Raw genomic sequence first — 20,811 nt, forward strand, 5'->3', positions numbered from 1 at the left:
AGCCTCGCTTTGGTCATGGGCGGGTACGCCGCTCAACTAATGAGCTATATAGTTATAGCATTCCAGCGTACGGCCGAGCGACGGCGGAAGGGTCAACGAAGCGTGAGCAGAACCCTGAAGGATCGCGTCGTCGTGGTCACCGGCGCCAGTCGCGGCATCGGTGCCGCCATCGCCATCAGGGCCGCCGCCGACGGCGCGGCCGTGGGGCTACTCGCCAAGACCGAGACACCCAACCCCAAGATCGCGGGCACGCTGGCCGAGACCGCGACCGCCGTGGAACGCGCTGGTGGGCGGGCGCTGCCGGTGGCCTGCGACGTTCGCGACGCCGCCGCGGTCGCCTCGGCAATCGGAGCGGTCGCCGAGGCGTTCGACGGCATCGACGTCGTCATCAACAACGCCGGGGCACTGGACCTGAGGCCGACCTCGCAATTGCCTCCGAAGAACCTGCGCAAGCTGCTTGAGGTCAACGTCGAGGGGCCGTTCGCGGTGGTACAGGCCGCCCTGCCGCATCTGCGCCGGTCGAGCAACGCGCACGTGGTCAACGTCTCGCCCCCGCTGAGCCTCGACCCCCGATGGGTTGGCGCCCACGTCGGGCACACCATCGGAAAGTACGCCGAAAGCCTGCTCACACTGGGCTGGGCCGACGAGTTCGCCTCGATTCCGATCGCGGTGAACTCGCTGTGGCCGGCCACCACCGTCGCCAGCACCGGAATGATGGTCGCGATGGGCGAAGCGGCCATACGCGCACAGGCGCGCAGTCCGCAGATCATGGCCGACGCGGTGCACGCGCTGATCACCAGGCCCGCGGCGTCGTGTACCGGTCACTTCTACACCGACGAGGGGATCCTCCGCGAAGAAGGGTGGACCGACGACGACCTGTCGGAGTACCGGTTGGCCGTCCGCGAAGAGGACCTGACGCCCAACTTCTACCTTCCGTCGGCACCATTGCCCACCGTCCCGGGGGTCGTGCAGTGAATTCGTTCGACGCGTTGAGCGCCAGTGAGCCGGAGTTGGTCAAACTGCGCTTCGCCGTCCGCGATTTCCTGCGGTCCGACCTCGCCGAATTCGGCTGGACACCCGCCGTCGATGCGTGGCTCGGTCAGTGGGACGAAGGATTCTCGGCGCGTCTTGGTGCCGCTGGATTCCTCGGGCTGACGATCCCCAAACGATACGGCGGTCACCAACTGGGCCACCTGCACCGTTACGTCGTGACCGAGGAACTGATTGCCGCGGGCGCGCCGGTGGCCGCGCACTGGACCGCCGACCGACAGGTGGCGCCAAGCCTGCTGACGTATGGCACCGAGGCACAGCGCGAACGGTTGCTACCGCAAATCGTTGCGGGCAAGCTCTATTCGTCGATCGGCATGAGCGAACACGGTGCCGGATCCGATCTCGCCGCCGTGCAGACCAAAGCCGTCCGCACCGACGGCGGCTGGCAGCTTTCCGGCACCAAGGTGTGGACCAGCGGAGCACACCACGCGCATCAAGTGGTCGTGCTGGCTCGCACCAGCCCCCAGGATCCCCAGCACCGACACGACGGGTTCAGCCAGTTCCTCGTGCCCTGCGACGCCGACGGTGTTCGCGTCGAACCGATCCTCCTGATGTCGGGTGCCCACCACTTCAATGAGGTGATCCTCGACCAGGTCTTCGTGCCCGACGCCGACGTGCTCGGCGAGGTCGGCAACGGCTGGCACCAGGTGACATCCGAGTTGTCGTTCGAACGCAGCGGGCCCGAACGAATTCTGTCCACCGGCCCACTGCTGCTCGCGGCGATCCGCGCACTCGGAACCGGGCCAACGGTAGACGATCGCACCGCCGCCGATGTCGGTCACCTACTGGCGCAGCTCATCTCGCTGCGGCAGCTGTCGCTGTCCGTGGCGCGCACACTCACCGACGGCGGCGCCGCGGCGAACCCAGCTGCGCTGGTCAAGGACCTCGGCACCACGTTCGAGACCGAGTCCGTCGAGTTGATCGCCGATCTGCTGGAGGGATTGCCGCCGAATCCGGAACTGGAGACGATGCTGACGACTGCGTGGCTGCACAAGCCCATGTTCACCCTGCGCGGCGGCACCAACGAGGTGCTTCGCGGTGTGGTCGCACGTGGGATGGGGTTGAGATGACCGCACTCGCCGGAGGAGTCTTCGCCACAAAGGGCATTCAGGATGACGACGCCGACCTTCGCCAGCTCGTCGATGACCTCGGGCGACGCTCTTACGAAGCCAGCCTTGGACGCCGCGGCGTGCCCGACCGGTTCGACGCCGACCTCTGGCGCAACCTCGAAGATACCGGGCTGGCCCGATTGACGAGTACCCCCGACATGGACGCAGGCCCGTCCGAACTCGCGGTCGTGCTCTACGGGCTGGCCCGGCACGCGGCGGCGGCGCCCTTGGCCGAAACCGATGCCCTCGCAGGCTGGCTCGGGCGCCAAGCCGGCATCGAGCTACCCGATGGGCCGCTTACCGTCGCCATCGCCGACGCCGAGACCGGTGGCGCGCAAATCAGTGGCACTGCGCATGCCGTTCCGTGGGCACGGGCGTGCACCACGGTGCTCGCGGTTCAGGGTAACGGCGGCCTGCGAGTCGGCGTGCTCGACGCGTCGTCGAGCACGCTGCTCGAAGGCCACAACCTGGCCGGAGAACCGCGCGATGCGATCGCCTTCGACGTGCCTGCCGACCAGCTACACGCCGTGAACCCGTCGTTGGCTGCCGAACTCCAGATCCGCGGCGCGTGGGCACGCTGCGTACAGATCGTTGGCGCCCTTGACGCTGCCGCGGTGCTATCGGTGGAGCACACCCGCCAGAGAGTCCAGTTCGGCCGCCCGCTCAGCGCGTTCCAGTCCGTGCAGCAGTCGCTGGCCGGAATGGCCGGCGAGATCGAAAGAGCCCGCGCCGCCGTCGAACTGGCGGTCGCCCTGGCCGCCGAACACGGCTTCGACTCACCACACACCGACTACGCCGTCACCGTCGCCAAGATCACGGTCGGCCGTGCCGTCGGCCCAGTTGCGACCATTGCCCATCAACTGCACGGGGCGATCGGCGTGACCGGCGAGCATCCGCTGTGGTTGTTCACGCTGCGCGCCCAGAGCTGGGTTTCCGACTACGGCACCACCAGCCACTTCGCGCGCCGACTGGGCCGCCTCGCCCTGGCTGCGGAGGATCCATGGGATCTGGTGACGGGCGATCTGACCCAAGTCGAAAACAAGAGATGAAGGAGAACCGGTGACGGTACAACAATTCGAAGGCGCGTCGGCGATTGTCAGCGGCGGCGCAGGCGGTCTTGGCGAGGCAACGGTGCGTCGGCTGCATGCCGACGGACTGGGCGTGGTGATCGCCGATCTCGCGGCGGACAAGGGCAAGGCGCTGGCCGACGAGCTCGGCAGCCGGGCGCTGTTCGTCAGCACCGACGTGACGAGTGACGACAGCGTCCTTAGCGCCATCGAGCAGGCCAGCCAGCTCGGCCAGTTGCGCTACGCCGTCGTCGCACACGGCGGTTTCGGTGTGGCACAACGGATCGTGCAGCGCGACGGCAGCCCGGCCGACATGGGCGGCTTCAAGAAGACCATCGACCTGTACCTCAACGGCACGTACAACCTGACCCGCCTGGTGGCGGCGTCGGTGGCGACTGCGGAACCGCGCGACGGGGGGGAACGGGGCGCCATCGTGATGACCGCCTCGGTGGCCGGCTACGAGGGCCAGATCGGGCAGACGGCCTATGCCGCGGCGAAAGCCGGCGTCATCGGGTTGACCATCGCGGCTGCCCGCGACCTCAGTTCGGTGGGCATTCGGGTGAACACCATCGCGCCGGGCACCATGAAGACGCCGATCATGGAGTCGGTCGGCGAAGAGGCGATCGCCAAGTTCGCCGCCAACATTCCGTTCCCGAAGCGACTGGGCACCCCCGACGAATACGCCGATGCGGCAGCGTTCCTGCTCACCAACGGCTACGTCAACGGTGAAGTCATGCGCCTCGACGGCGCGCAGCGCTTCACCCCGAAGTAATCGGACCACTCGAGTTTGACGGCCTGGCTGCTACCGGCAGCCAGGCCGTCGGTCCGATCACCAAGCGGGGCCCGAACGTGCTTCCGAACACGAACTTCGGTTCAAGACACCAAGATTGGGTCGAATGCTGGTGACGCTCGCAGACGTCTTGAGGTTGTTCGAGCTGACAGTGCTGGGACCCGACACCTTCGAGGGCACCCAGCCCGATCCGCCCAACCACCACATCGTCGGTGGCCAGCTCGCCGCGCAGGCGTTGATGGCGGCCAGTCGGACCGCGCAGGGGCGTCGCCCGCATAGTTTGCACGTCTACTTCCTGCGCCGTGGCGACGCACGCAGGCCGGTCCGGTTCGAGGTCACCCGACTACACGACGGCGGCACGTTCACGTCCCGTCGGGTCGCGGCCACCCAGGACGGCGAGGTACTGATGGAGGGCCTCTCCTCGTTCGCCGCCGCCGTCGACTCGACCGCCTACCAGCGCCCGATGCCCGACGCGCCAGCACCCGAATCGTTGATTCCGATCGAAGAACAACTCGCCCCCTACGCCGCGGAGTTCGACGGCTGGTGGCTCGACAAACGCCCGTTCGACGTCCGGTACGTCGATCCGCCCCCGCGCATCGCCATGGACTCAGAAGAGCCTGCGGGGCCGCTGAGCCGGATCTGGCTGCGGGCCAGGGGCGCCATTCCGGCCGACCCCGTCGTGAACAGCTGCGTGCTGACCCTTCAGACCGCCCTCACGCCGGTGGAGGCCACGCTCGGACCGATGCGAAAGTCGCAGTACGACATCTCGGCGCTACTCGATCACACGGTGTGGTTCCACCGGCCCGCCGACTTCTCGAATTGGCTCTTCTACGAGCAGGCCTCACCCACCGGGGTCGCAGGTCGTGCGTTGGCGACGGGCACGGTCTACAACCGCAACGGGGATTTGGTGTGCACCGCCGCCCAGGAGGTCTACTTTCCCTCGCCCAAACATAGCTAGGCGACGCCAGCAAATGCTCCGCAGCCCGCCCATGGACGGCGCTACAGCCGGCCCTCGACCTGAAGCTCGGGGTGCACCCAGTCCGGGGAGTTCTTCTGCTTGAACGCCCGGAACCCTTCGCGTGCCTCGGGTCCGAACAGGCTCGTCTGCATGCCGATCCGGTCGAACAATCCCAGGTAGCCATCCAGGCTGGACTTGATCACGCCGCGCGCCCCAGGAGCTGTCCGGCAGCACTGCGCGAGAAGCTCTTTGGCTGTTTCGATCAGGTCGTCGTGCGGAACCACCCTGGCTACCATGCCCCACTCGACGGCCTCCTCGGCGTTCAGAGTCCGGCCGGTGAACATCAGATCCTTGGTGCGGACCGGTCCGATCATGCGTGCCAGCACCTGGCTGTAGTACGTGTCGGCGATGCCGCGGAACAACTCGGGCACGCGGAACGTCGCCCGGTCGCTGACCACGGCGAGATCGCTGCACATCGCGATCTGCAGGCCGCCACCCTGACACAGGCCGTTCACCGCCGAGACCACCGGCTTCGGCGACTGCCGCAGGATGTCGAACGGCGTGACGTCCATGCCCATCGTCGAGGCGAAGTCCATCCAGTTGTCCTCTGCGGCCTGGCCGAGGTCACCACCGGGGGCAAAGACGTCACCCGTGCCGGTGATGAGCAGACCCGCGAGATCGGGATCGGCGTTGACCCGGCTGATGGCGTACCGGATGCCGAAGTACATCGCGGGCGTCATGGCGTTGCGCGCCTTCGGACGGTCCAGGGTGCAGATCGCGAAGGCGCCTTCGCGTTTGAACGTCAGGAAGGGCGTGCCCAGCCAATCGCCGTCGGGTGGGCGCGGACCGCCATTGGGGCTATCGGACATGTGGGAATCCCTTCCATAGCGTCGACCGGCTTGTCTCCATCAAATTAGCCAAATAGTTGTATGATTCCAAACTCGCGGCGTAGCATCCACGGGGTGGCACACGTCACTGCCGCGTGCCCGCGCCGCCCTTCTCAGCGCGGCCGATAGCGAGCTACTGGAGGAATACGAATGGGTTCACTCGACGACCGGGTCGTCTTCATCACCGGCGCCGCCCGCGGGCAGGGCCGCTCGCACGCCGTGATGTGCGCCGAGCAAGGTGCCAACATCGTCGGAGTCGACATCTGTGAAGACCTCGAGATCGTGCCCTACAAGCTGGGTACTTTCGAGGATCTCGAGGAGACCGCTCGCCACGTCGAGAAGACCGGGCAGGAAATGCTTTTCAGCAAGGCTGACGTCCGCGACAAAGCGGCCCTGCAGCAGGCTTTCGACGCGGGTGTCAAGAAGTTCGGCCACATCGACACCGTCATCGCCAATGCCGGTGTGGTCTTGACCAACGCTGACGAGCGGGACGCCTCCGAAGCTCTGCGCCTCGGGCTCGACATCATGCTCATCGGGGTGTGGAACACCTTCCAGGTCGCGATTCCACACATCAAGGAGCGCGGCAAGGGCGGCAACCTGATCGCGACCAGCTCCATGATCGCGCTCCTTGATCTCACCGATGGCCGCGGCGGCACCGATGCCTACCTGACGTCGAAACTCGCGATCACCGGCCTGGTGCGCGCGTACGCACTCATGCTCGCCAACGACCGCATTCGTGTCAACGCCGTGGCGCCGACCAATTGCGCGACACCGATGATCACCGAGAACCCTGCGCTGTTCAAGGTGATCGAGGAGAACCCGCATCTGGTCAACGCGATGTCGACCGCGCTGCCGGACTTCCCGATGATCGAGCCACGCGATGTCAGCAATGCGATCCTGTTCCTGATCAGCGACGCAGGCCGCACGTTCACCGGAAGCTTGTTGAAGGTGGACGCCGGGATGGACGTCAAGCGCTAGCGACCGCACCCGATGCAATACGGAATAGCGGACCGGTCGGCCCTGATCGTCGGCGGCAGCAAGGGTATCGGCTTCGAGGTCGCCAAACAGCTTGCCGGTGAGGGAGCCCGGGTGTGCGTGCTGGCCCGGACCAAGACCGGCGTCGACGCCGCCGTCGAGACGATCCGCGGCGAGGGTGGCACGGCGATCGGCGCCACCGCAGACGTCAGCGACCCCGAGCAGCTAAACGACGCCGTGCGCCAGGTGGCCGCCGAGCACGGACCACCGCTCATCGTCATCGGCCAGGCCAAGTACCAGCGGCCAGGGGACTTCGCCGACATCACCGACGTGAACGTCTACCGCGAGTCCTTCGAACTGCACACGATGAGCCAGATCCTGCTTCTGCAGGCGGTGCTGCCTGCGATGAAGGAGGCGGGCTGGGGCCGCTTCGTGCACATCGGGTCGGCCACCGCCAAGGAGCCGGCAGGCAACATCCACCACGCAGTGGCCAATACCAGCCGTCCGTCGACGATCGGTCTGCTCAAGACCGTCTCCGACGAGTACGCCCGCTACGGCATCACCGTCAACACCGTCGCTCCCGGATGGATCGAAACGCAGAACGCCCTGGACTACCTGCGCAACCATCTCGGCACCGGCTCCGAGAAGGAGCGCAGCGAGTTCATGTTGACCGAGGCGCACGTACCAGCGGCACGCATGGGACAGCCGAACGAAATCGCCTCGCTGATCACCTATCTGTGCTCAGAACCTGCCGGATACCTCACCGGTGGCTGGATCGAAGTCGACGGCGGCCTACACAGGTCGGCGTTCTAACCCTAGGAGAACACGTGGAAACCCTTGGTGCACCCAAACTCTCCTTCGCGAGCCTGCCGATGGCGGCGGACCGTGGCGTCGGGTGGAAGACCGTTCGCGATGCCGGCCGGGTGGTGTTCATCGACGGCTGGTACTACCTATCCCACCGCGAGGACGTACTCGCCGCGCTGCGCAATCCCGAGTTGTTCTCGTCGAAGAAGGCCTTCGACGTGCTTGGCGCCCCCATCCCGCTGGTGCCCATCTCGTTCGATCCACCCGAGCACACCCGGTTCCGCAAGATCCTGCAGCCCTTCTTCAGCCCGCACACCTTGAAGGAGATGTTGCCGTCGCTTCAGAAACAGGCGATCGACATCGTCGACGAGATCGCCGAGCGGGGCGAGTGCGAGGTCGTGGCCGACATCGCGATTCCCTATCCCTCACAGGTCTTCCTGACGCTGTTCGGGCTGCCGCTTGAGGATCGCGACCGGCTCGTCGCGTGGAAGGACTCGGTGATCGCGCTTGCGGAATCACCGTCGCTGGAGGGCGTCGACCTCACTCCCGCAATGGAATTGCTCACCTACCTCACCGAAGCCGTCAACGAACGACGGGCCAACCCAGGACCGGACATCCTGTCCCAGGTGCTCACCGGAGACGATGCCCTCGACGACGCCGAGGTGATGGGGCTGAGCTTTCTGTTCGTGCTGGCCGGGCTGGACACGGTCACAGCGGCGATGACCTCGGCGCTCTTGGAACTCGCCCGCAATCCGGAGCTGCGCACCACGCTGCGCGAGGATCCCGACCAGATGAGCGTGTTCGTCGAGGAGATCGTCCGGTTGGAGCCGCCCGCCCCGATGCTGCCCCGGGTCACCACCGCGGAGGTCACGATCGGGGACATCACCCTGCCCGCCGACACGCAGGTGCGACTCTGCATCGCCGCGATCAACCGTGACGACAGCGACGAGATCTCCACCAACGACGTGGTCATGGACGGAAAGGTGCACCGGCACTGGGGCTTCGGCGGTGGGCCGCACCGCTGCCTAGGGTCGCACCTGGCCCGCATGGAGCTCACCCTCGTCCTCGACGAGTGGCTGAAGCGCATCCCCGAGTTCTCGGTGGCTGCCGGTGACGAGCCGCACATCATCTTCCCCGCACAAACCTTCGCGTTGGAGCGGCTGCCGTTGAAGCTGGGGTGAGCTGCCAAGCCGACGGCGGGTACCTGTTTCGTAGCCAGTCGGCCGGGTCGACCGTCTGCCGATTGGCTGGCGGATCTGCATGGTGTAACCCATGGCCTGGTTAGTGCCCTGAGGCCAATTTCGTTACGTCATAGCCGAATACCCAATATTTTCGGCATCTATGTCAAAAATTGACCTACTATACGAGGATGGCACAGACTCCCTGGAACCCCGACACAACGGCCATTGTCTGCGTGGAATGCCAGAACGGCGTCCTCGGGCCGGAATCGGTGTTGCCCGCGTTGGCCACCGACAGTGCCGATCTGGTGGGCAATGTGCGTCGACTGCTCGATGCCGCGCGCAAGTTCGGCGCGCGGGTGGTGCACGCCACCTACGAGGGAAGCCTCGGTGGCCGACCGACGGGAACGGCACGGCTGTGGCGCGCTTTGGGACCGGCCACCGCCCACTGGGCGCCGGGGGTCGCCGCGACTGCCGTCGTTCCCCAGCTGCTCGGGCCGGGCGACATCGTGCTGCCGCGCCATCACGGGCTGTTCCCCACCCTGGATTCGGAGTTGCTGCCGGTACTCAAGGGCTTCGGCGTGAGTACCGTCGTCCTCGCCGGGGTATCGCTGAACCTGGCCATCACCCATACCGCAGGGCACACCACCCAGGCCGGCTTCGAGCTCGTCGTTCCCCGCGACGCCGTCGGCGGCACTCCTGCCGAGTACGCCGAACAAGTGCTCAACAACACCATTGCCGTGCTCGGCAGGCTGGCCACCGTCGACCAACTGATCAGCGAATGGGACACCGCCACTGCGTAGTTCGCCGCGCGCCGTTGAGTTCAGACGGCGTCGAATCCTGAGACCAGCCAACGGTCGCCGACCCGGTCCATGGTCACCTTCATGCTGGACTGGCTACTCGTGGGTCTTTCCTTGCCCACCGTTACGGCCTGGTTGACGAACACCAGCACCACCGCATGGTTCGGCTCCGCCGACACCGACGTAGCCGCCGGGATCGTCACCGTAGCGGAGATCTGCTGCTGCCTGGCGCCGGGTATGACGACCCTCTCGATCAGGTCGGTGTAGGAATCACGGAACGCGCCGGTGGTCCTATCGCGGGCCGCGGTCAGGTCGTGTTCGACGGTGTCTGGCTTGTAGGTCAGTAGCGCAACAGTGGAATCCCTTGCAGCCTGTACTGATTCGGCTGCGACGAACTCGGAGGTCCGCACCGACGAGTCCTGCCACTTCATGAAACCTGCGGTCATCGCGAGGATCAGGGTCAGGCCCGGCAGCAGTCCGTACACCAGCACGCGCCGCCAATCAATGCCACGTTCAACGGTTTCCGCCGGGCCGTCGGCCTCCCCCGCCGTTCCGTCCGGGGTGCTCACGTCACGAACCTGACACTGGAGATCTTGAAATCGTCACCCGACTTCTGCACGGTGAGACGCATTCGCCAGGACCGCGGTGGTCCTGCAGGTTTGTCGGCGACGGACGTCGTCACCGACACCGCAACGATGGCTTGTGCCTCGCCTGGCGCGACCGATTCCAGCCCCGCCGCCATGACAGTGCCCTGCGAGCTCGACTTCTCCTTGGTGACGATGTCCACGAAGGGTTTTGCCCCCTTGGCGAACTCGTCGTGGAGCTGTCCCGTGGCGGAGTCCAGGATCCGCTTGATGTCGGCGTCGGCGTGCCGGTAGTCGATGCTCGTGATGTCCACGGCGGCCCCGTCGGCGATCCGCAGATACAGTTCACGCTCGGCCTTCACCTGCTGGGATCGATGCGCCCGATAGCCGAGCCAACCCGTGAGGGCACCCAGCGCCACGACGCTGACCATCCCGGCGACGAACGCGAGCACCAACGGAGTCGGTAAATGGCGTGCCGGCTGGATGCCGTCGGCAGCCGCATCCCCAACGTCCGTTTCACCAACCGCCTCGTCATAATCGGCGACGTCGTGTGCATCGGTTGGTACGGATTCGTCTGCTGCAGTTTGGACCTCGTCCAAATCGCCGCCCGGCGAACTCAACTCCCGGGTGGCGGAAGCAGCATCGACTGCCATGTCTGATCCTTCGAGGCGTCCCTTGCGAGGTTCGATTGGGTATGGACCTTGCCGTCCGGCCCAATGTACTTGCCGGTGGCAGGGTCGTACTCCGCCGCCGCGATTCCCGGTGGTGAAGGTGCCGCTGGCGGAGGGACTCCTGCGGCTTCGGCCGCGGCTGCAGGCGTACCGGTACGCGGCTGCGGGACCGCCTGCCCCGAAAGTGTCGCGTTCGGGTCACCCTTCCAGTTGAAGCCGTCGTTGAGCGGCACGTAGTTCTCGTCGCTCTCGCACATCGCCGCGGTCGGTGCCCGCTTGCCCGGCTTGGTCTCGCACGGAATGTTGCGTGCGCCGCGGACATTCAGCGTCGAGTCCTGGGGCACCCGGCAGTACATGTCACCATCTGGTGTGTCGGGATAATCGATCAGGGCGCCTGCCCGTTTCTGCGAGGCAGGCAGGAAACCGGTGCTGCATGTCGGCGGCACGTTGACGTTGAGGTTGAAGCTGAGGTAGGCACCCTTGTAGTCCGGTTTGGTGTTCCGGTTGGCGATACCGACACCCTGGATCATCTCGGTGCCGGAGGGCAGCAGCACCAGGAGTTGCTCGATGTCGTTCTGGTAGGTCACCGCCATTTGTCCCACGTTCACCAAGTTTGCAAGCACGATGGGCAGCGTCGGCTGCAGCTTTTCGAAGAGGGCACTGACCTCTTCGGCGGCCGGGGCCGCATTCTGCAACACACCGCGCACGGCCCCGTCGTTGTCCTTGAGCGATGTGGTGATCGTGGCGAGGTGCGACGCCCACGTCTGCACCGAATCCGATGTGTCGGTCTGGGTGTCGAGGATGGGACCCACGTTGTCGACCACGTTGGTCAGTTCGTTCAGGTTCGCCTTCGCGTCGATGCCCAGCTGGGTCGAGCCCTTGATGAAGCGCGAGATCTCGGGCCCCAGACCGCCGAACGCCGTATAGCTCTCGTCGATGGTCGTCTTGAGATCATCACCGGGGATGGCCTCGAGGCCTCGGTTGGTTGCGTTCAGCAGTTCGTTGATGTCAGGCGGCACCGTGCTGCGGTCACGGGTGATCACGTCATCCTGCTTCAGCGGCGGTGACGTACCGTCTCGCGGCAGCAGCGCTACGTACTGCTCACCGACCGCACTCTGGCTGTGCACCTCCGCCTCCAGATTCGACGGAATGTCGATCCCCGACTTGAGCGCCAACACCGCGTCGACGTTGCCGTTGACGAGCTTGACGGACTTCACCTGTCCGACCTCGGTGCCGCGATAGGTCACGTTGGCACGCTCGTAGAGTCCACCGGCCTCGGGCAGCTGCAACGTGACGTCGTACATCCCCACGCCGAGCAGCTTCGGAAGCTTCACGTAGCCGAAGGCCATCACCAGCATCGCGCTCAGCGCGACGACGACGAAGATCGCAAGCTGGATCCAGATTCGCCTGCTCAGATGCATATCAGGGTCCCTGGTCGAAGTGGTAGGGCACGGTTAGCGGGTTGCGGGCCGTGTAGGGGCTCGGCATCTGGCCGATGGTGCGGCCCCACTGCAGTTCCAGCTCGGTCAGTTCGCCCTCGAAACGCGTGCCTGTCAGCAACCCGGCGTCCAGCCGGCTCAGCGTCAGGTCGATGACGGCGACGAGGTTGGCCGTGTCTCCGCGGAGCCACTTCGTCAGCGTCGGCTTCGGGAACGGGAACGTCGAGTAAAAGTCCAGTGCGCGGGTCAGCGCTATGCCGGAGTCGGCCAACGACTGCAACACCGGGCCGACATTCTGAAGGTTCTTGACCAGCGCGTCCTTCGACTGATTTACCGAGTCAGCAGCCAACGCACTGAATTTCCCTAGCTGATCGAGGGCATCGGCCAGGTTGTTGCGCTGGTCGTTGAGAACAGCCAGTGCGTCGGGAATCGTCTTCAAAGCCTTGTCCACCACGGGCTTCTGCTCGGCGATCTGGCCGACCAGATTGTTCAAGCTGTCCGAGGCGGCGATGATGTCACCGGTCTGGTCATTGAGGTAGCTGACGAACTTGTCCAGCTGAGTGATCAGGCTGCGCAGATCGTCTTCCCTGCCGCGGAACGCGGTGCTCAGTGCCTGGGTGATGTCTTGGATGTTGCCGAGCCCGCCGCCGCTGAGCACCAGCGATACAGACGCCAGCGTCTGCTCCGTACTGGGATAGAACGACCCATCATTCAACGGGATCAGCGCACCGTCCTTCAGCCTGCCCTCCGGCGCGCCCTTTGGCGGGTTCAACTCCACGTGCAGCGAGCCGAGAAGGCTGGTCTGCCCGACGGCAGCGGTCGTGTTCGCCGGCAGAACCACGTCGCCGTTGATCGACATCGTCAGAAGCGCGTGCCAGCCCTGCCTCTCGATCTTCGTCACGTTTCCGACCGTGACGTCGCCGACGCGAACCCGGGAGTTGCGCTCGATGTTGTCGACGTCCGGCAGCTGCGCCTGGATGGTGTAGGAACCCGACCCCTTGCCCTGCGTCCCTGGCAACGGCAGCGAGTTGGCGCCCTGCCAGTCGCCGCAGCCAGACGCGCCCACCACCAGCAACGCGGTGAGGCCGCTCGACACGATCGCACGAACCACCCGCCGCAGTCGGTCCGACATCATGCCCCTCCTCCGGGCGGCACCATCAGGCCAGGCAGGCCGGCGGACGGGTCGGTCGACACCGGCGCCGCAGGCGCAAGCTGGTCGACCGGACCGCCGGGTGGTGGGGGCGTGCTCGGCACGTACGGCGGGTCAGGAGGCGGATTGCCTGCGGGCTCTTGGAATTCGGTGAACGGAGCACCCGCAGGCGGAAGCGTCCCTCCGGGTCCTGGAGGTGAGCCCGCCGGCGGCGGAATGTAGTCCGGGCGCATCCAGTCTTCGCTGTAGGTGATTTCGTTGGGCCGGGCCTGTGCGCCGACGAACAGGTTCTCGCCGAGCGGCAGGTAGTTGTACTGCCGGTTCTTGACGATCGGCGCTAGGTACTGCACGCATAGCTTCGAGGACTGCTCAGCTCCCAGTCGCGATGCGGCCTGAATTGCGCCGCAGATGAATTCGACCGGATTGGCAAATTGGTTGACCGCCAGCGCGCCGGTCAACGCACCCTGCGCCGGCTGATAGATGTTCAGGAAGTTCTGGAACGCGTTGGGCGCCACGTGAAGCAGCTGCTTGAGATCTGGGATGCTCTCGTTCAGCGTCGTCGTGATCTTGGTCAGCTCGTCTGATGTCGTGCCCAATGACTCCTTGTTGTCGGCAACGAAGCTCTGCACGTCGCCGACGACGTCGTTGATCGATGTGATGGCGTTGCCGACCTCATTCGGGCCGTTCGATAGCGCCCCCGTCACCGAGGCGAGGTTGCCGTTGAGCTCTCGCATCAACTCCCGACTGCTCTCCAAGGCCGAGACCAGGATGGAAATGTTCTTGATCGTGCTGAACAGGTCTTTGCTGTGGTCGCCAAGGGCCGAGAACGCCTGCGACAGTTTGATGATCGTGTCGCGGATGCTCACGCCTTGCCCGCGGAGATTGTCGGCCGCGGTGTGGACGAATGCGCCCAATGTGCTTACCCCACCGGGTGTGGTCGGCTGCAATGTCTCGGCCAGTCGCTTGAGTTGTACGCGGAGGTCGTCGAACTCCACCGGGACCGCAGTGCGTTCCTGCGGAATCACCGTGTCGTTCTTCATCTCCGGACCGCCGGTGTAGGCGGGTGTGAGCTGGATGGCGCGCGAGCTGACCAGCGAGGGCGACAGGATGACCGCCTTGGCGTCGGCCGGTATCTGGTATTTGCCTTCCACGTAGAAGGTGATCTTCGCGCGGTCGGGTTGCGGTTCGATCGTCTCGACCTTGCCGACCGGCACGCCGAGCACCCACACGTTGTCACCTGGGAACAGACCATTGCTGTTCGCGAAGTACCCCACGATCTTGGTCTTGCCAACAGTGCCCGACGCGCCGTTCACGACGATGACGCCGGCGATCAGCACGACTGCAAGAACCGCCGCCAGGGCAATCCGCGCGATTCGCGAATTCTTCATCACGGCGTCCCTTCAGCTGGCTGGACAGGGCCGATCGGCGCGGGGTTGTTGGCCCCCGCCGGGCCAGGGGCGGCAGGCCCGACGACCGGCGGGTCGGACAGCGGTGGCGGCGGGCCCAATTGTTGGGTCACGGGTGGATCCTGTCCTGGCGCAGGCACTTCGATCGGACCGTAGGGGGTCTGGACGTTTTGCAGACCAGGCGTCGGTGCCAGCGGCGGCGGGCCTGGCGGGGGGCCGCCGGGCGGCGGCGCGGGTAGCGGTTGGCGGTAGGGGTAGCAACCGGTGGGGCCGGGCAATGGCAAGCCAGGCGGACCGCACCCCTGATCGCCCGGCTTACCGGTGATCGCGTCAGGGATGGTCATCCGAGGGTCGCCGCCCTGTCCGGTCCGCGGATACGGGATCGGTAGTGCGGGTGTGCCCGGCTGACCGACCTGTGGGTCGTTGCGTTCCGACGGCAGGAGCACATTGGGATCGAGACCGAGGTCGGAGAACGCCGCGTCGATGAACGGCTGGACGAACTGCCCAGGCAGCAGATTGGTCACGTAGGCCTTGAAGAACGGACCGGAACCGACGGACTCACCGAGCCCAAGCGCGTACTTGTTCAGGCCCTTCAGAGCTTTCTGGACCTCGGCCTTGCGATTGTTGATAAGGGCCAAGACTCCGTTGAGCTTGTCCAGCGCGGGCTTGAGCGGTTCGCGGTTCTCGGCGATGAAACCCTTGATCTGCTGGGTCACGGCGGCGATGTTGCCGGAGATCTGATCCAGCGCCGCGCCCTGCGTCTCCAGTTGGGCCAGCAGCGCATTGGTGTCGCGGATCAGGCTGACCACTTGGTCGCTTCGCTCGCTCAGCACGCCGGTGGCCTTGTTGGCGTTTTCCAGGAGCTTGCGCAGCTCGGCATCGCGCTTGTCGATGGTCTCGGAGAACCGCGCGACCCCCTCGACGGCGACTCGCAACGCGGGCGGGGTGTCGGCGAACGTTTCTGCCAGCGTCTGCAGCGAGCTGGAGACCTGGTCGGTGTTGAGGCCACTGATCGTGGCCGTCAGGTCACCGAGGGCGTCCGCGAGCTGATACGCGGGCTTGGTCCGCTCCACGGGGATGGCGCCGGACTGCTCGCCGTCACCGCGCGGCACGACCTCGAGGTACTTCGAACCCAGCAACGTCTTCGTCTTGACAGAGGCCTCGGTCCGGTCCCCGACCCGGACGTCCTTCGCGACGTCGAAGGTGACCAACACCCGCGCGCCGTCGAGTTCGACGCCGGTGACCTTGCCCACCTGGAAACCCGATACCTGGACGGGTGCACCCGCGGCAAGTCCACTGGCCTCGCTGAAGTAAGCGGAATAATCCTTGCCGTCGTTGAAGAACGGCAGTTTGTCGTAGTTGAGCGCGCCAACAGCCACGGCAACGGTCAGCCCAACTCCTATGGCGCCGATGATGAATGGGTTGCGCTCCTGAAACGAGATCATCGTGGTGTGCACCTGCCCGAGTCCTGGCCTGCGAGCTTGACGTACACCGGCTGGCCTCCCTTGCCGTTGAGCTTCAACACGACGTCGCACAGGTAGAAGCTGAAGAAGTCGCCGTAGATGCCCTGCCGGTTGAGCACCTGGTAGGCGTCCGGCAGCGTGGCGAGCAAGTTGTCGAGGAACCCCTTGTCGGACAGCACGTTGCCTGCCGTGCGGTCGGTCTCGGCGACCACCTTCTTCAGCGGCGGCCGCGCCTGAGCCAACAGGTCGGCCACGCCGCCTGCGGCAGAGTTGGCGTACGCGACCGCATTGCTGATGTCCTGCTTTCGTCCCGCAAGGCCGCCGACAAGTTCGGAAAGGGAGGTCACCGCCTTGCCGAACTGTTTGTTGTCATCACCGAGCGAACCGAGCACGGTGTTGAGGTTCACGATCACTTGCCCGATGAGCTCGTCGCGGTCCGCGAGAGTGCTTGTCAGAGCCCCGGTCTGGTTGAGAAACGAGTTGATGGTCGCGCCCTGCCCCTGGAGTGCCTGGATCAGCTGACTGGAAAGGGCATTGACCTGGTCGGGGTCCAGCGCACGGAACAGTGGCCGGAAGCCGCCGATCAGCGCGTCCAAGTCAAGCGCAGGCGACGTGCGCGTGATCGGGATCGTGGCGCCGGCAGGGAGCGTCTTGGTTTCGCCGACTCCCTCTTCGAGTCCGAGATAACGACCGCCGATCAGGTCCGCGTAGCGGATGACCGCGCGAGTGCCCTCGGTCAAGACCACGGTGTCGTCGGCCGAGAACTTGACGACGGCGGTGGTGTCGGGTTTGAGATGGATCTCCTTGACCTTGCCCACCTCAACGCCAGCGATGCGGACGAAGTCGTCGACCTTCAGACTGGACACATTGGTGAACTCGGCACTGAAGGTCCGCTCCGCCTGGAATCGCAGCTGAGCGAAGATCGCGAACATCGCGAACATCGCGAGTAGACAGGCCGTCACGAAGATGGCGAGGCGCCACAGGGCCCCTCCCAAATTGTCCTTCACGGCTGCGACTCCTCGTGGCTGTTGGTCATGGATGGTTCGACGGTCAAGGCGCCTCTGCAGGCAATGGCGTTCCGCCTGGCGGTGGGACCCCTTCCGCCGCAGGTGGTCCCACTACAAGGGGTGGCGGCGGCGGCGCCGCCGAGGGGCTCGGCAGCGGCGTCGGTTGGACCTGCCCGGGGAACGGCGGGGTGAAGGGCTCGACTCCCGCCACGGGGCTCGCCGGATCGGGCGCACTACCAGGAGGCGGTGCCGGTGGCAGACCCGGGTACAGCGGTGTGCCGTCGGGGGCATATTGCAGTGCGCCATACGCGGGCGCGCCGGGGTACGGGATGGGCCCTGGTGCAGGTCCGTTCCCATTACGGACGCTCGGTGGCTCCGGAACGCCACGGGTGGCCGGGAAGTAATTGGCGTAGCCCGGGAAACCGATGCCTGGGTTCACCCGCATGTCGTTGCCGGTACCCCAACCGGTGTTGGTCACCATGTACCGCACCGGCCAGTTCTTCGTGACGTCGGGTAGCGCACCACACCCTGGCTTGCCGCCGGGGCCGCCCTTGGCGCCGACGATCGGCAGATTGTCCGGGTACTTGTACGGATCGTCACCGCCCAACAGCGCGACGTCGAGAATCACACCCTTGCCGTTGGTACCTCCGGTCACGTCCAGGAAGCCGGTGTCGATGGTCTCCTTGCCGCCGAGGATCAGGCAGGTCAACTCCGGGTTGTACTTCATCAGCAAGTCCGTCGTCGGTACGAGGACGTTGGAGGCCTTGACCAGGTTGTCCTTGCTCGGCCCCAGCAGGTCGATTCCACTGTGGGACAGACCGATCACGCTGACGAGCAGGGAGTCGAGGTTCTTCGCGTTGTCGGTGATCGCCGTGCTTGTGGTACTCGCCGCATCCAGAACCGTCACGATGTTCTTCGCGGCAGCACTATAGGTATCACTGAAACCCTTGAGGGACTGCCAGTCTCGGCGCACGGTTTCGGACCGCGGATTCAGTGCCATCAGCACCTCGTTGCCGTCCGAGATTCCCTGACCGATCTGGTCTCCCTGGCCACGCAAGCCCTCGCCAAGCGCGGAGAGCACGGAGTTCAGCTTGGCGGGGTCGATCTTCTGCAGCACGTCGCGCAGGTTCTGGAAGACGGTGTTGACCTCGGTGCTGACGTTGGAGGACTGAACCACGGCGCCAGGAGCGAGGTGCTGGGAGCTTGGATCGCTCGGGTAGAGGAGGTTGACGTACTTGGCGCCGAACGCGGTGGTGGCTCGGATCTCGGCCCCCACGTTCGCCGGGATCTGTTGGAGTACATCGGGATCGATCTGCAGTTGAAGGCTCACCTGACCGGTGCCGCCGTTGATTTCACCAACCCGACCGACCTGAACTCCACGCATCTTGACCTTGGCGCCCGGCTCCATCACCAGGCCCGCTCTGTCGGACGTCAGCGTCACCGTGTCGTATTGCTTGAAGGCGCCGACGAACATCATTCCGGTGCTGCCGACGAGGCCGGCGATGACCGCCAACAGGATCAGCGTCCACCATCCGGGAGCCAGTCCCTTGCCTCTTCTCGATTCCACGCGCTATCCCGAGAGGTTGAGTCCGCCGGACTGGCCGTAGATGGCCAGTGAGACGAACAAAGTCACGAACACGGAGGCGATCAATGAGGTACGTACGGCCCGCCCCACCGCCTCGCCGACTCCGGCAGGCCCGCCGGAGGCGTTGAACCCGTAGTAGGTATGGACGAGCATCACCACGATTGCCATCGAGACGGCCTGCAGGAAGGAGTAGATGAGGTCCATCGGATTCAGAAACGTGTTGAAGTAATGGTCGTAGACGCCGGTGGACTGCCCGTAGACCAGGGTGGTGCCAGTGCGCGTGGCGACGAACGCCATGATCACGGCGACGCAGTAGAGAGGAATGACGACGATCACGCCTGCCAGCACCCGGGTGGAAGCCAGGTAGGCAACCGAGCGGATCCCCATCACCTCCAGGGCGTCGATCTCCTCGCTGATGCGCATGGCGCCAAGCTGCGCCGTGGCGCCGGCTCCGATGGTCGCGGCAAGGCCGATGCCTGCCACCAGAGGTCCGACGAGGCGGACGTTGAGGAAGGCCGACGTGAAGCCTGCCAGTGCCGCGACGCCGATTTGGTCGAGCTGGTTGTAGGCCTGCACCGCGATCAGCGAGCCCGCGGACAACGTCAGGAACCCGACGATGACGATGGTGCCGCCGATGATCGCCAGTGCGCCAACACCAAGACTCATCTGAGCAATGAGCCTGATGACTTCGCTCTGGTATCGAAACAAGGCGTCGGCGATGCCCTTGATGGTCTGGGCGTAGAACTGAGTCTGACTGCCGATCCGATTCCAGCCGTCAACCCAGCCGATGAAAGTGCTTCGCAGGCGCGGAAACTGATTGCTCGCGAGGCTCACGTCGCTCCCGCCTTCACGGCGACCGCGGTGGCGATCACATTGATCACGAACAAGGCCATGAACGTGTACACGACCGTTTCGTTGACGGCGTTGCCGACCCCCTGCGGTCCCCCGCCGACGGAAATGCCCTTGTAGCAGGCAATCAGGCTGGCGGCGAGGCCGAAGAGCGCCGCCTTTATCAGCGCCGTGATGACGGCGGGCCCCTTCACCAAGAGCGTCAACCCCGCGGCGAATGCGCCAGGGGTGACGTTCTGGAAGAACACCGAGAAGACGAAGCCGCCTGCGATGCCGACGAGACACACCAGGGAAGCGAGCAGAAGGGACACCAGCGTGGCGGCCAGGACCCGAGGCACCACGAGTGCCTGGACCGGGTTGATGCCAAGCACCCGTAACGCGTCCAGTTCCTCGCGGATGGTCCGTGAGCCCAGATCGGCACACATCGCGGTGGCGCCGGCGCCAGCGATCACCAGCACCGTCACGATCGGGCCGGTTTGGGTGACCGTGCCGAGCGCAGCGCCCGTTCCGGAGAAGTCCGCCGCTCCGATCTCGACGAGCAACACATTGATGGTGAAGGTGGTCAGGACGGTGAAGGGGATCGACAGAAGGATGGTCGGCAGCAAGGCGACCCGCGCCACGAACCACGTCTGCAGGATGAACTCTCGCCATGCCCACGGCGGCCTGAACATCTGAACGAAAGTGTCTAGTGACATCGCGAAGAAGTCCCCGAGGGCGCGAACGGGCTTGCCGGCGGATTGCAGACTAACCACTACCGCCCCCTTCACGCGTCATCCGGATTGGCATGGAGTGCTGAATCCCTTCGCCGCTAAACGCTGATCACTCTTGCGCGAACTTGTGACCAGTAACACAAGCACTGCCGTCGAACCGTACACCACGATTTTCGACATGAGCAACATTCGAAGGATTCACACAAGGGGGCATCCAAGTCCACCTAGTAGAACAAGTGAGATTTGCTAGACACCTATGTGACGATCGAGGCCAAGCGTCTCATGAGTCGGCTCAAATGCGACGCGCACACGATCTCCGAGAGATCGGT

20 protein-coding genes are annotated in these 20,811 nt (G+C 65.2%); 9 read left to right on the forward strand and 11 right to left on the reverse strand.

Features of this window, described 5'->3' with window-relative positions; genetic code table 11:
* Positions 1–102: 102 nt before the first annotated feature.
* The 5 genes from HNP02_RS02970 (at position 103) to HNP02_RS02990 (ending at position 4,974) form a co-directional block, all read left to right on the forward strand.
* The gene (locus tag HNP02_RS02970) at positions 103–975 is read left to right on the forward strand and encodes an SDR family oxidoreductase (protein ID WP_375373627.1); all 873 of its coding nucleotides are present in this window, start codon (positions 103–105) and stop codon (positions 973–975) included.
* Positions 972–2,120: an acyl-CoA dehydrogenase family protein gene (locus HNP02_RS02975; RefSeq protein ID WP_184434453.1), complete on the forward strand. Its 1,149-nt coding sequence runs from the start codon at positions 972–974 to the stop codon at positions 2,118–2,120. Before HNP02_RS02970 ends, HNP02_RS02975 begins: the two co-directional genes overlap by 4 nt.
* The gene (locus tag HNP02_RS02980) at positions 2,117–3,208 is read left to right on the forward strand and encodes an acyl-CoA dehydrogenase family protein (protein WP_184434456.1); all 1,092 of its coding nucleotides are present in this window, start codon (positions 2,117–2,119) and stop codon (positions 3,206–3,208) included. The genes HNP02_RS02975 and HNP02_RS02980 overlap by 4 nt, the downstream gene beginning before the upstream one ends.
* A gap of 10 nt (positions 3,209–3,218) precedes the next feature.
* Positions 3,219–3,998, forward strand: a complete 780-nt coding sequence (locus HNP02_RS02985; RefSeq protein ID WP_184434459.1) for an SDR family oxidoreductase — start codon at positions 3,219–3,221, stop codon at positions 3,996–3,998.
* 124 nt (positions 3,999–4,122) lie between these two features.
* Positions 4,123–4,974: an acyl-CoA thioesterase II gene (locus HNP02_RS02990; protein ID WP_184434462.1), complete on the forward strand. Its 852-nt coding sequence runs from the start codon at positions 4,123–4,125 to the stop codon at positions 4,972–4,974.
* Between the two features lie 41 nt (positions 4,975–5,015).
* Here the strand turns inward: HNP02_RS02990 and HNP02_RS02995 are convergent, their stop codons facing one another.
* Positions 5,016–5,843 carry an enoyl-CoA hydratase/isomerase family protein gene (locus HNP02_RS02995; protein ID WP_184434466.1) on the reverse strand — a complete coding sequence of 276 codons (828 nt, stop codon included), beginning with the start codon at positions 5,841–5,843 and terminating at the stop codon, positions 5,016–5,018.
* A 168-nt stretch (positions 5,844–6,011) separates the two neighbouring features.
* Here HNP02_RS02995 and HNP02_RS03000 point away from each other — a divergent pair, with 168 nt between their 5' ends.
* The 4 genes from HNP02_RS03000 to HNP02_RS03015 all read left to right on the forward strand — a co-directional run bounded on the left by HNP02_RS03000 (position 6,012) and on the right by HNP02_RS03015 (position 9,621).
* A complete protein-coding gene (locus HNP02_RS03000; protein WP_184434469.1) occupies positions 6,012–6,839 on the forward strand; it encodes a mycofactocin-coupled SDR family oxidoreductase in 828 nt (275 codons plus the stop codon).
* Positions 6,840–6,851: 12 nt separating this feature from the next.
* Positions 6,852–7,649 carry an SDR family oxidoreductase gene (locus HNP02_RS03005; RefSeq protein ID WP_184434472.1) on the forward strand — a complete coding sequence of 266 codons (798 nt, stop codon included), beginning with the start codon at positions 6,852–6,854 and terminating at the stop codon, positions 7,647–7,649.
* A gap of 59 nt (positions 7,650–7,708) precedes the next feature.
* On the forward strand, positions 7,709–8,821 hold the full coding sequence (locus HNP02_RS03010) for a cytochrome P450 (protein WP_221317161.1): 1,113 nt from the start codon (positions 7,709–7,711) through the stop codon (positions 8,819–8,821).
* Positions 8,822–9,009: 188 nt separating this feature from the next.
* On the forward strand, positions 9,010–9,621 hold the full coding sequence (locus HNP02_RS03015; protein ID WP_184434479.1) for a cysteine hydrolase: 612 nt from the start codon (positions 9,010–9,012) through the stop codon (positions 9,619–9,621).
* A 20-nt stretch (positions 9,622–9,641) separates the two neighbouring features.
* Here HNP02_RS03015 and HNP02_RS03020 read toward each other — a convergent pair whose 3' ends face one another.
* The 10 genes from HNP02_RS03020 to HNP02_RS03065 are packed head-to-tail and all read right to left on the reverse strand — an operon-like array spanning position 9,642 to position 20,467.
* Positions 9,642–10,187 carry a hypothetical protein gene (locus tag HNP02_RS03020; RefSeq protein WP_309241383.1) on the reverse strand — a complete coding sequence of 182 codons (546 nt, stop codon included), beginning with the start codon at positions 10,185–10,187 and terminating at the stop codon, positions 9,642–9,644.
* The gene (locus HNP02_RS03025; protein ID WP_184434483.1) at positions 10,184–10,855 is read right to left on the reverse strand and encodes an Mce protein; all 672 of its coding nucleotides are present in this window, start codon (positions 10,853–10,855) and stop codon (positions 10,184–10,186) included. Before HNP02_RS03025 ends, HNP02_RS03020 begins: the two co-directional genes overlap by 4 nt.
* Entirely contained in the window at positions 10,819–12,294 is a 1,476-nt protein-coding gene (locus HNP02_RS03030; RefSeq protein WP_184434488.1) for an MCE family protein, read from the reverse strand. The genes HNP02_RS03025 and HNP02_RS03030 overlap by 37 nt, the downstream gene beginning before the upstream one ends.
* A gap of 1 nt (position 12,295) precedes the next feature.
* The gene (locus tag HNP02_RS03035; RefSeq protein WP_221317163.1) at positions 12,296–13,444 is read right to left on the reverse strand and encodes a virulence factor Mce family protein; all 1,149 of its coding nucleotides are present in this window, start codon (positions 13,442–13,444) and stop codon (positions 12,296–12,298) included.
* On the reverse strand, positions 13,444–14,850 hold the full coding sequence (locus HNP02_RS03040; RefSeq protein ID WP_184434492.1) for an MCE family protein: 1,407 nt from the start codon (positions 14,848–14,850) through the stop codon (positions 13,444–13,446). The genes HNP02_RS03035 and HNP02_RS03040 overlap by 1 nt, the downstream gene beginning before the upstream one ends.
* Positions 14,850–16,313: an MCE family protein gene (locus HNP02_RS03045; RefSeq protein WP_184434497.1), complete on the reverse strand. Its 1,464-nt coding sequence runs from the start codon at positions 16,311–16,313 to the stop codon at positions 14,850–14,852. The genes HNP02_RS03040 and HNP02_RS03045 overlap by 1 nt, the downstream gene beginning before the upstream one ends.
* Complete coding sequence (locus HNP02_RS03050) at positions 16,310–17,338, reverse strand: MCE family protein (protein WP_184434500.1); 1,029 nt, start codon at positions 17,336–17,338, stop codon at positions 16,310–16,312. Before HNP02_RS03050 ends, HNP02_RS03045 begins: the two co-directional genes overlap by 4 nt.
* 43 nt (positions 17,339–17,381) lie before the next feature.
* Complete coding sequence (locus HNP02_RS03055; RefSeq protein WP_184434504.1) at positions 17,382–18,905, reverse strand: MCE family protein; 1,524 nt, start codon at positions 18,903–18,905, stop codon at positions 17,382–17,384.
* Positions 18,906–18,908: 3 nt separating this feature from the next.
* Positions 18,909–19,757, reverse strand: a complete 849-nt coding sequence (locus tag HNP02_RS03060) for an ABC transporter permease (RefSeq protein ID WP_184434507.1) — start codon at positions 19,755–19,757, stop codon at positions 18,909–18,911.
* Positions 19,754–20,467 carry an ABC transporter permease gene (locus HNP02_RS03065; protein ID WP_184435038.1) on the reverse strand — a complete coding sequence of 238 codons (714 nt, stop codon included), beginning with the start codon at positions 20,465–20,467 and terminating at the stop codon, positions 19,754–19,756. The genes HNP02_RS03060 and HNP02_RS03065 overlap by 4 nt, the downstream gene beginning before the upstream one ends.
* Positions 20,468–20,811 lie beyond the last annotated feature (344 nt).

This window comes from Mycobacterium sp. AZCC_0083, assembly GCF_014202335.1.
Taxonomy (GTDB): domain Bacteria; phylum Actinomycetota; class Actinomycetes; order Mycobacteriales; family Mycobacteriaceae; genus Mycobacterium.

Coding starts and splice junctions, on each gene's coding strand:
- HNP02_RS02995 (WP_184434466.1), bottom strand. CDS start 5,843: ATGTCCGATAGCCCCAATGGCGGTCCGCGCCCACCCGACGGCGATTGG.
- HNP02_RS03065 (WP_184435038.1), bottom strand. CDS start 20,467: ATGTCACTAGACACTTTCGTTCAGATGTTCAGGCCGCCGTGGGCATGG.
- HNP02_RS03025 (WP_184434483.1), bottom strand. CDS start 10,855: ATGGCAGTCGATGCTGCTTCCGCCACCCGGGAGTTGAGTTCGCCGGGC.
- HNP02_RS03045 (WP_184434497.1), bottom strand. CDS start 16,313: ATGATCTCGTTTCAGGAGCGCAACCCATTCATCATCGGCGCCATAGGA.
- HNP02_RS03005 (WP_184434472.1), top strand. CDS start 6,852: ATGCAATACGGAATAGCGGACCGGTCGGCCCTGATCGTCGGCGGCAGC.
- HNP02_RS02990 (WP_184434462.1), top strand. CDS start 4,123: ATGCTGGTGACGCTCGCAGACGTCTTGAGGTTGTTCGAGCTGACAGTG.
- HNP02_RS03000 (WP_184434469.1), top strand. CDS start 6,012: ATGGGTTCACTCGACGACCGGGTCGTCTTCATCACCGGCGCCGCCCGC.
- HNP02_RS03040 (WP_184434492.1), bottom strand. CDS start 14,850: ATGAAGAATTCGCGAATCGCGCGGATTGCCCTGGCGGCGGTTCTTGCA.
- HNP02_RS03030 (WP_184434488.1), bottom strand. CDS start 12,294: ATGCATCTGAGCAGGCGAATCTGGATCCAGCTTGCGATCTTCGTCGTC.
- HNP02_RS02980 (WP_184434456.1), top strand. CDS start 2,117: ATGACCGCACTCGCCGGAGGAGTCTTCGCCACAAAGGGCATTCAGGAT.
- HNP02_RS03010 (WP_221317161.1), top strand. CDS start 7,709: ATGGCGGCGGACCGTGGCGTCGGGTGGAAGACCGTTCGCGATGCCGGC.
- HNP02_RS03015 (WP_184434479.1), top strand. CDS start 9,010: ATGGCACAGACTCCCTGGAACCCCGACACAACGGCCATTGTCTGCGTG.
- HNP02_RS03035 (WP_221317163.1), bottom strand. CDS start 13,444: ATGTCGGACCGACTGCGGCGGGTGGTTCGTGCGATCGTGTCGAGCGGC.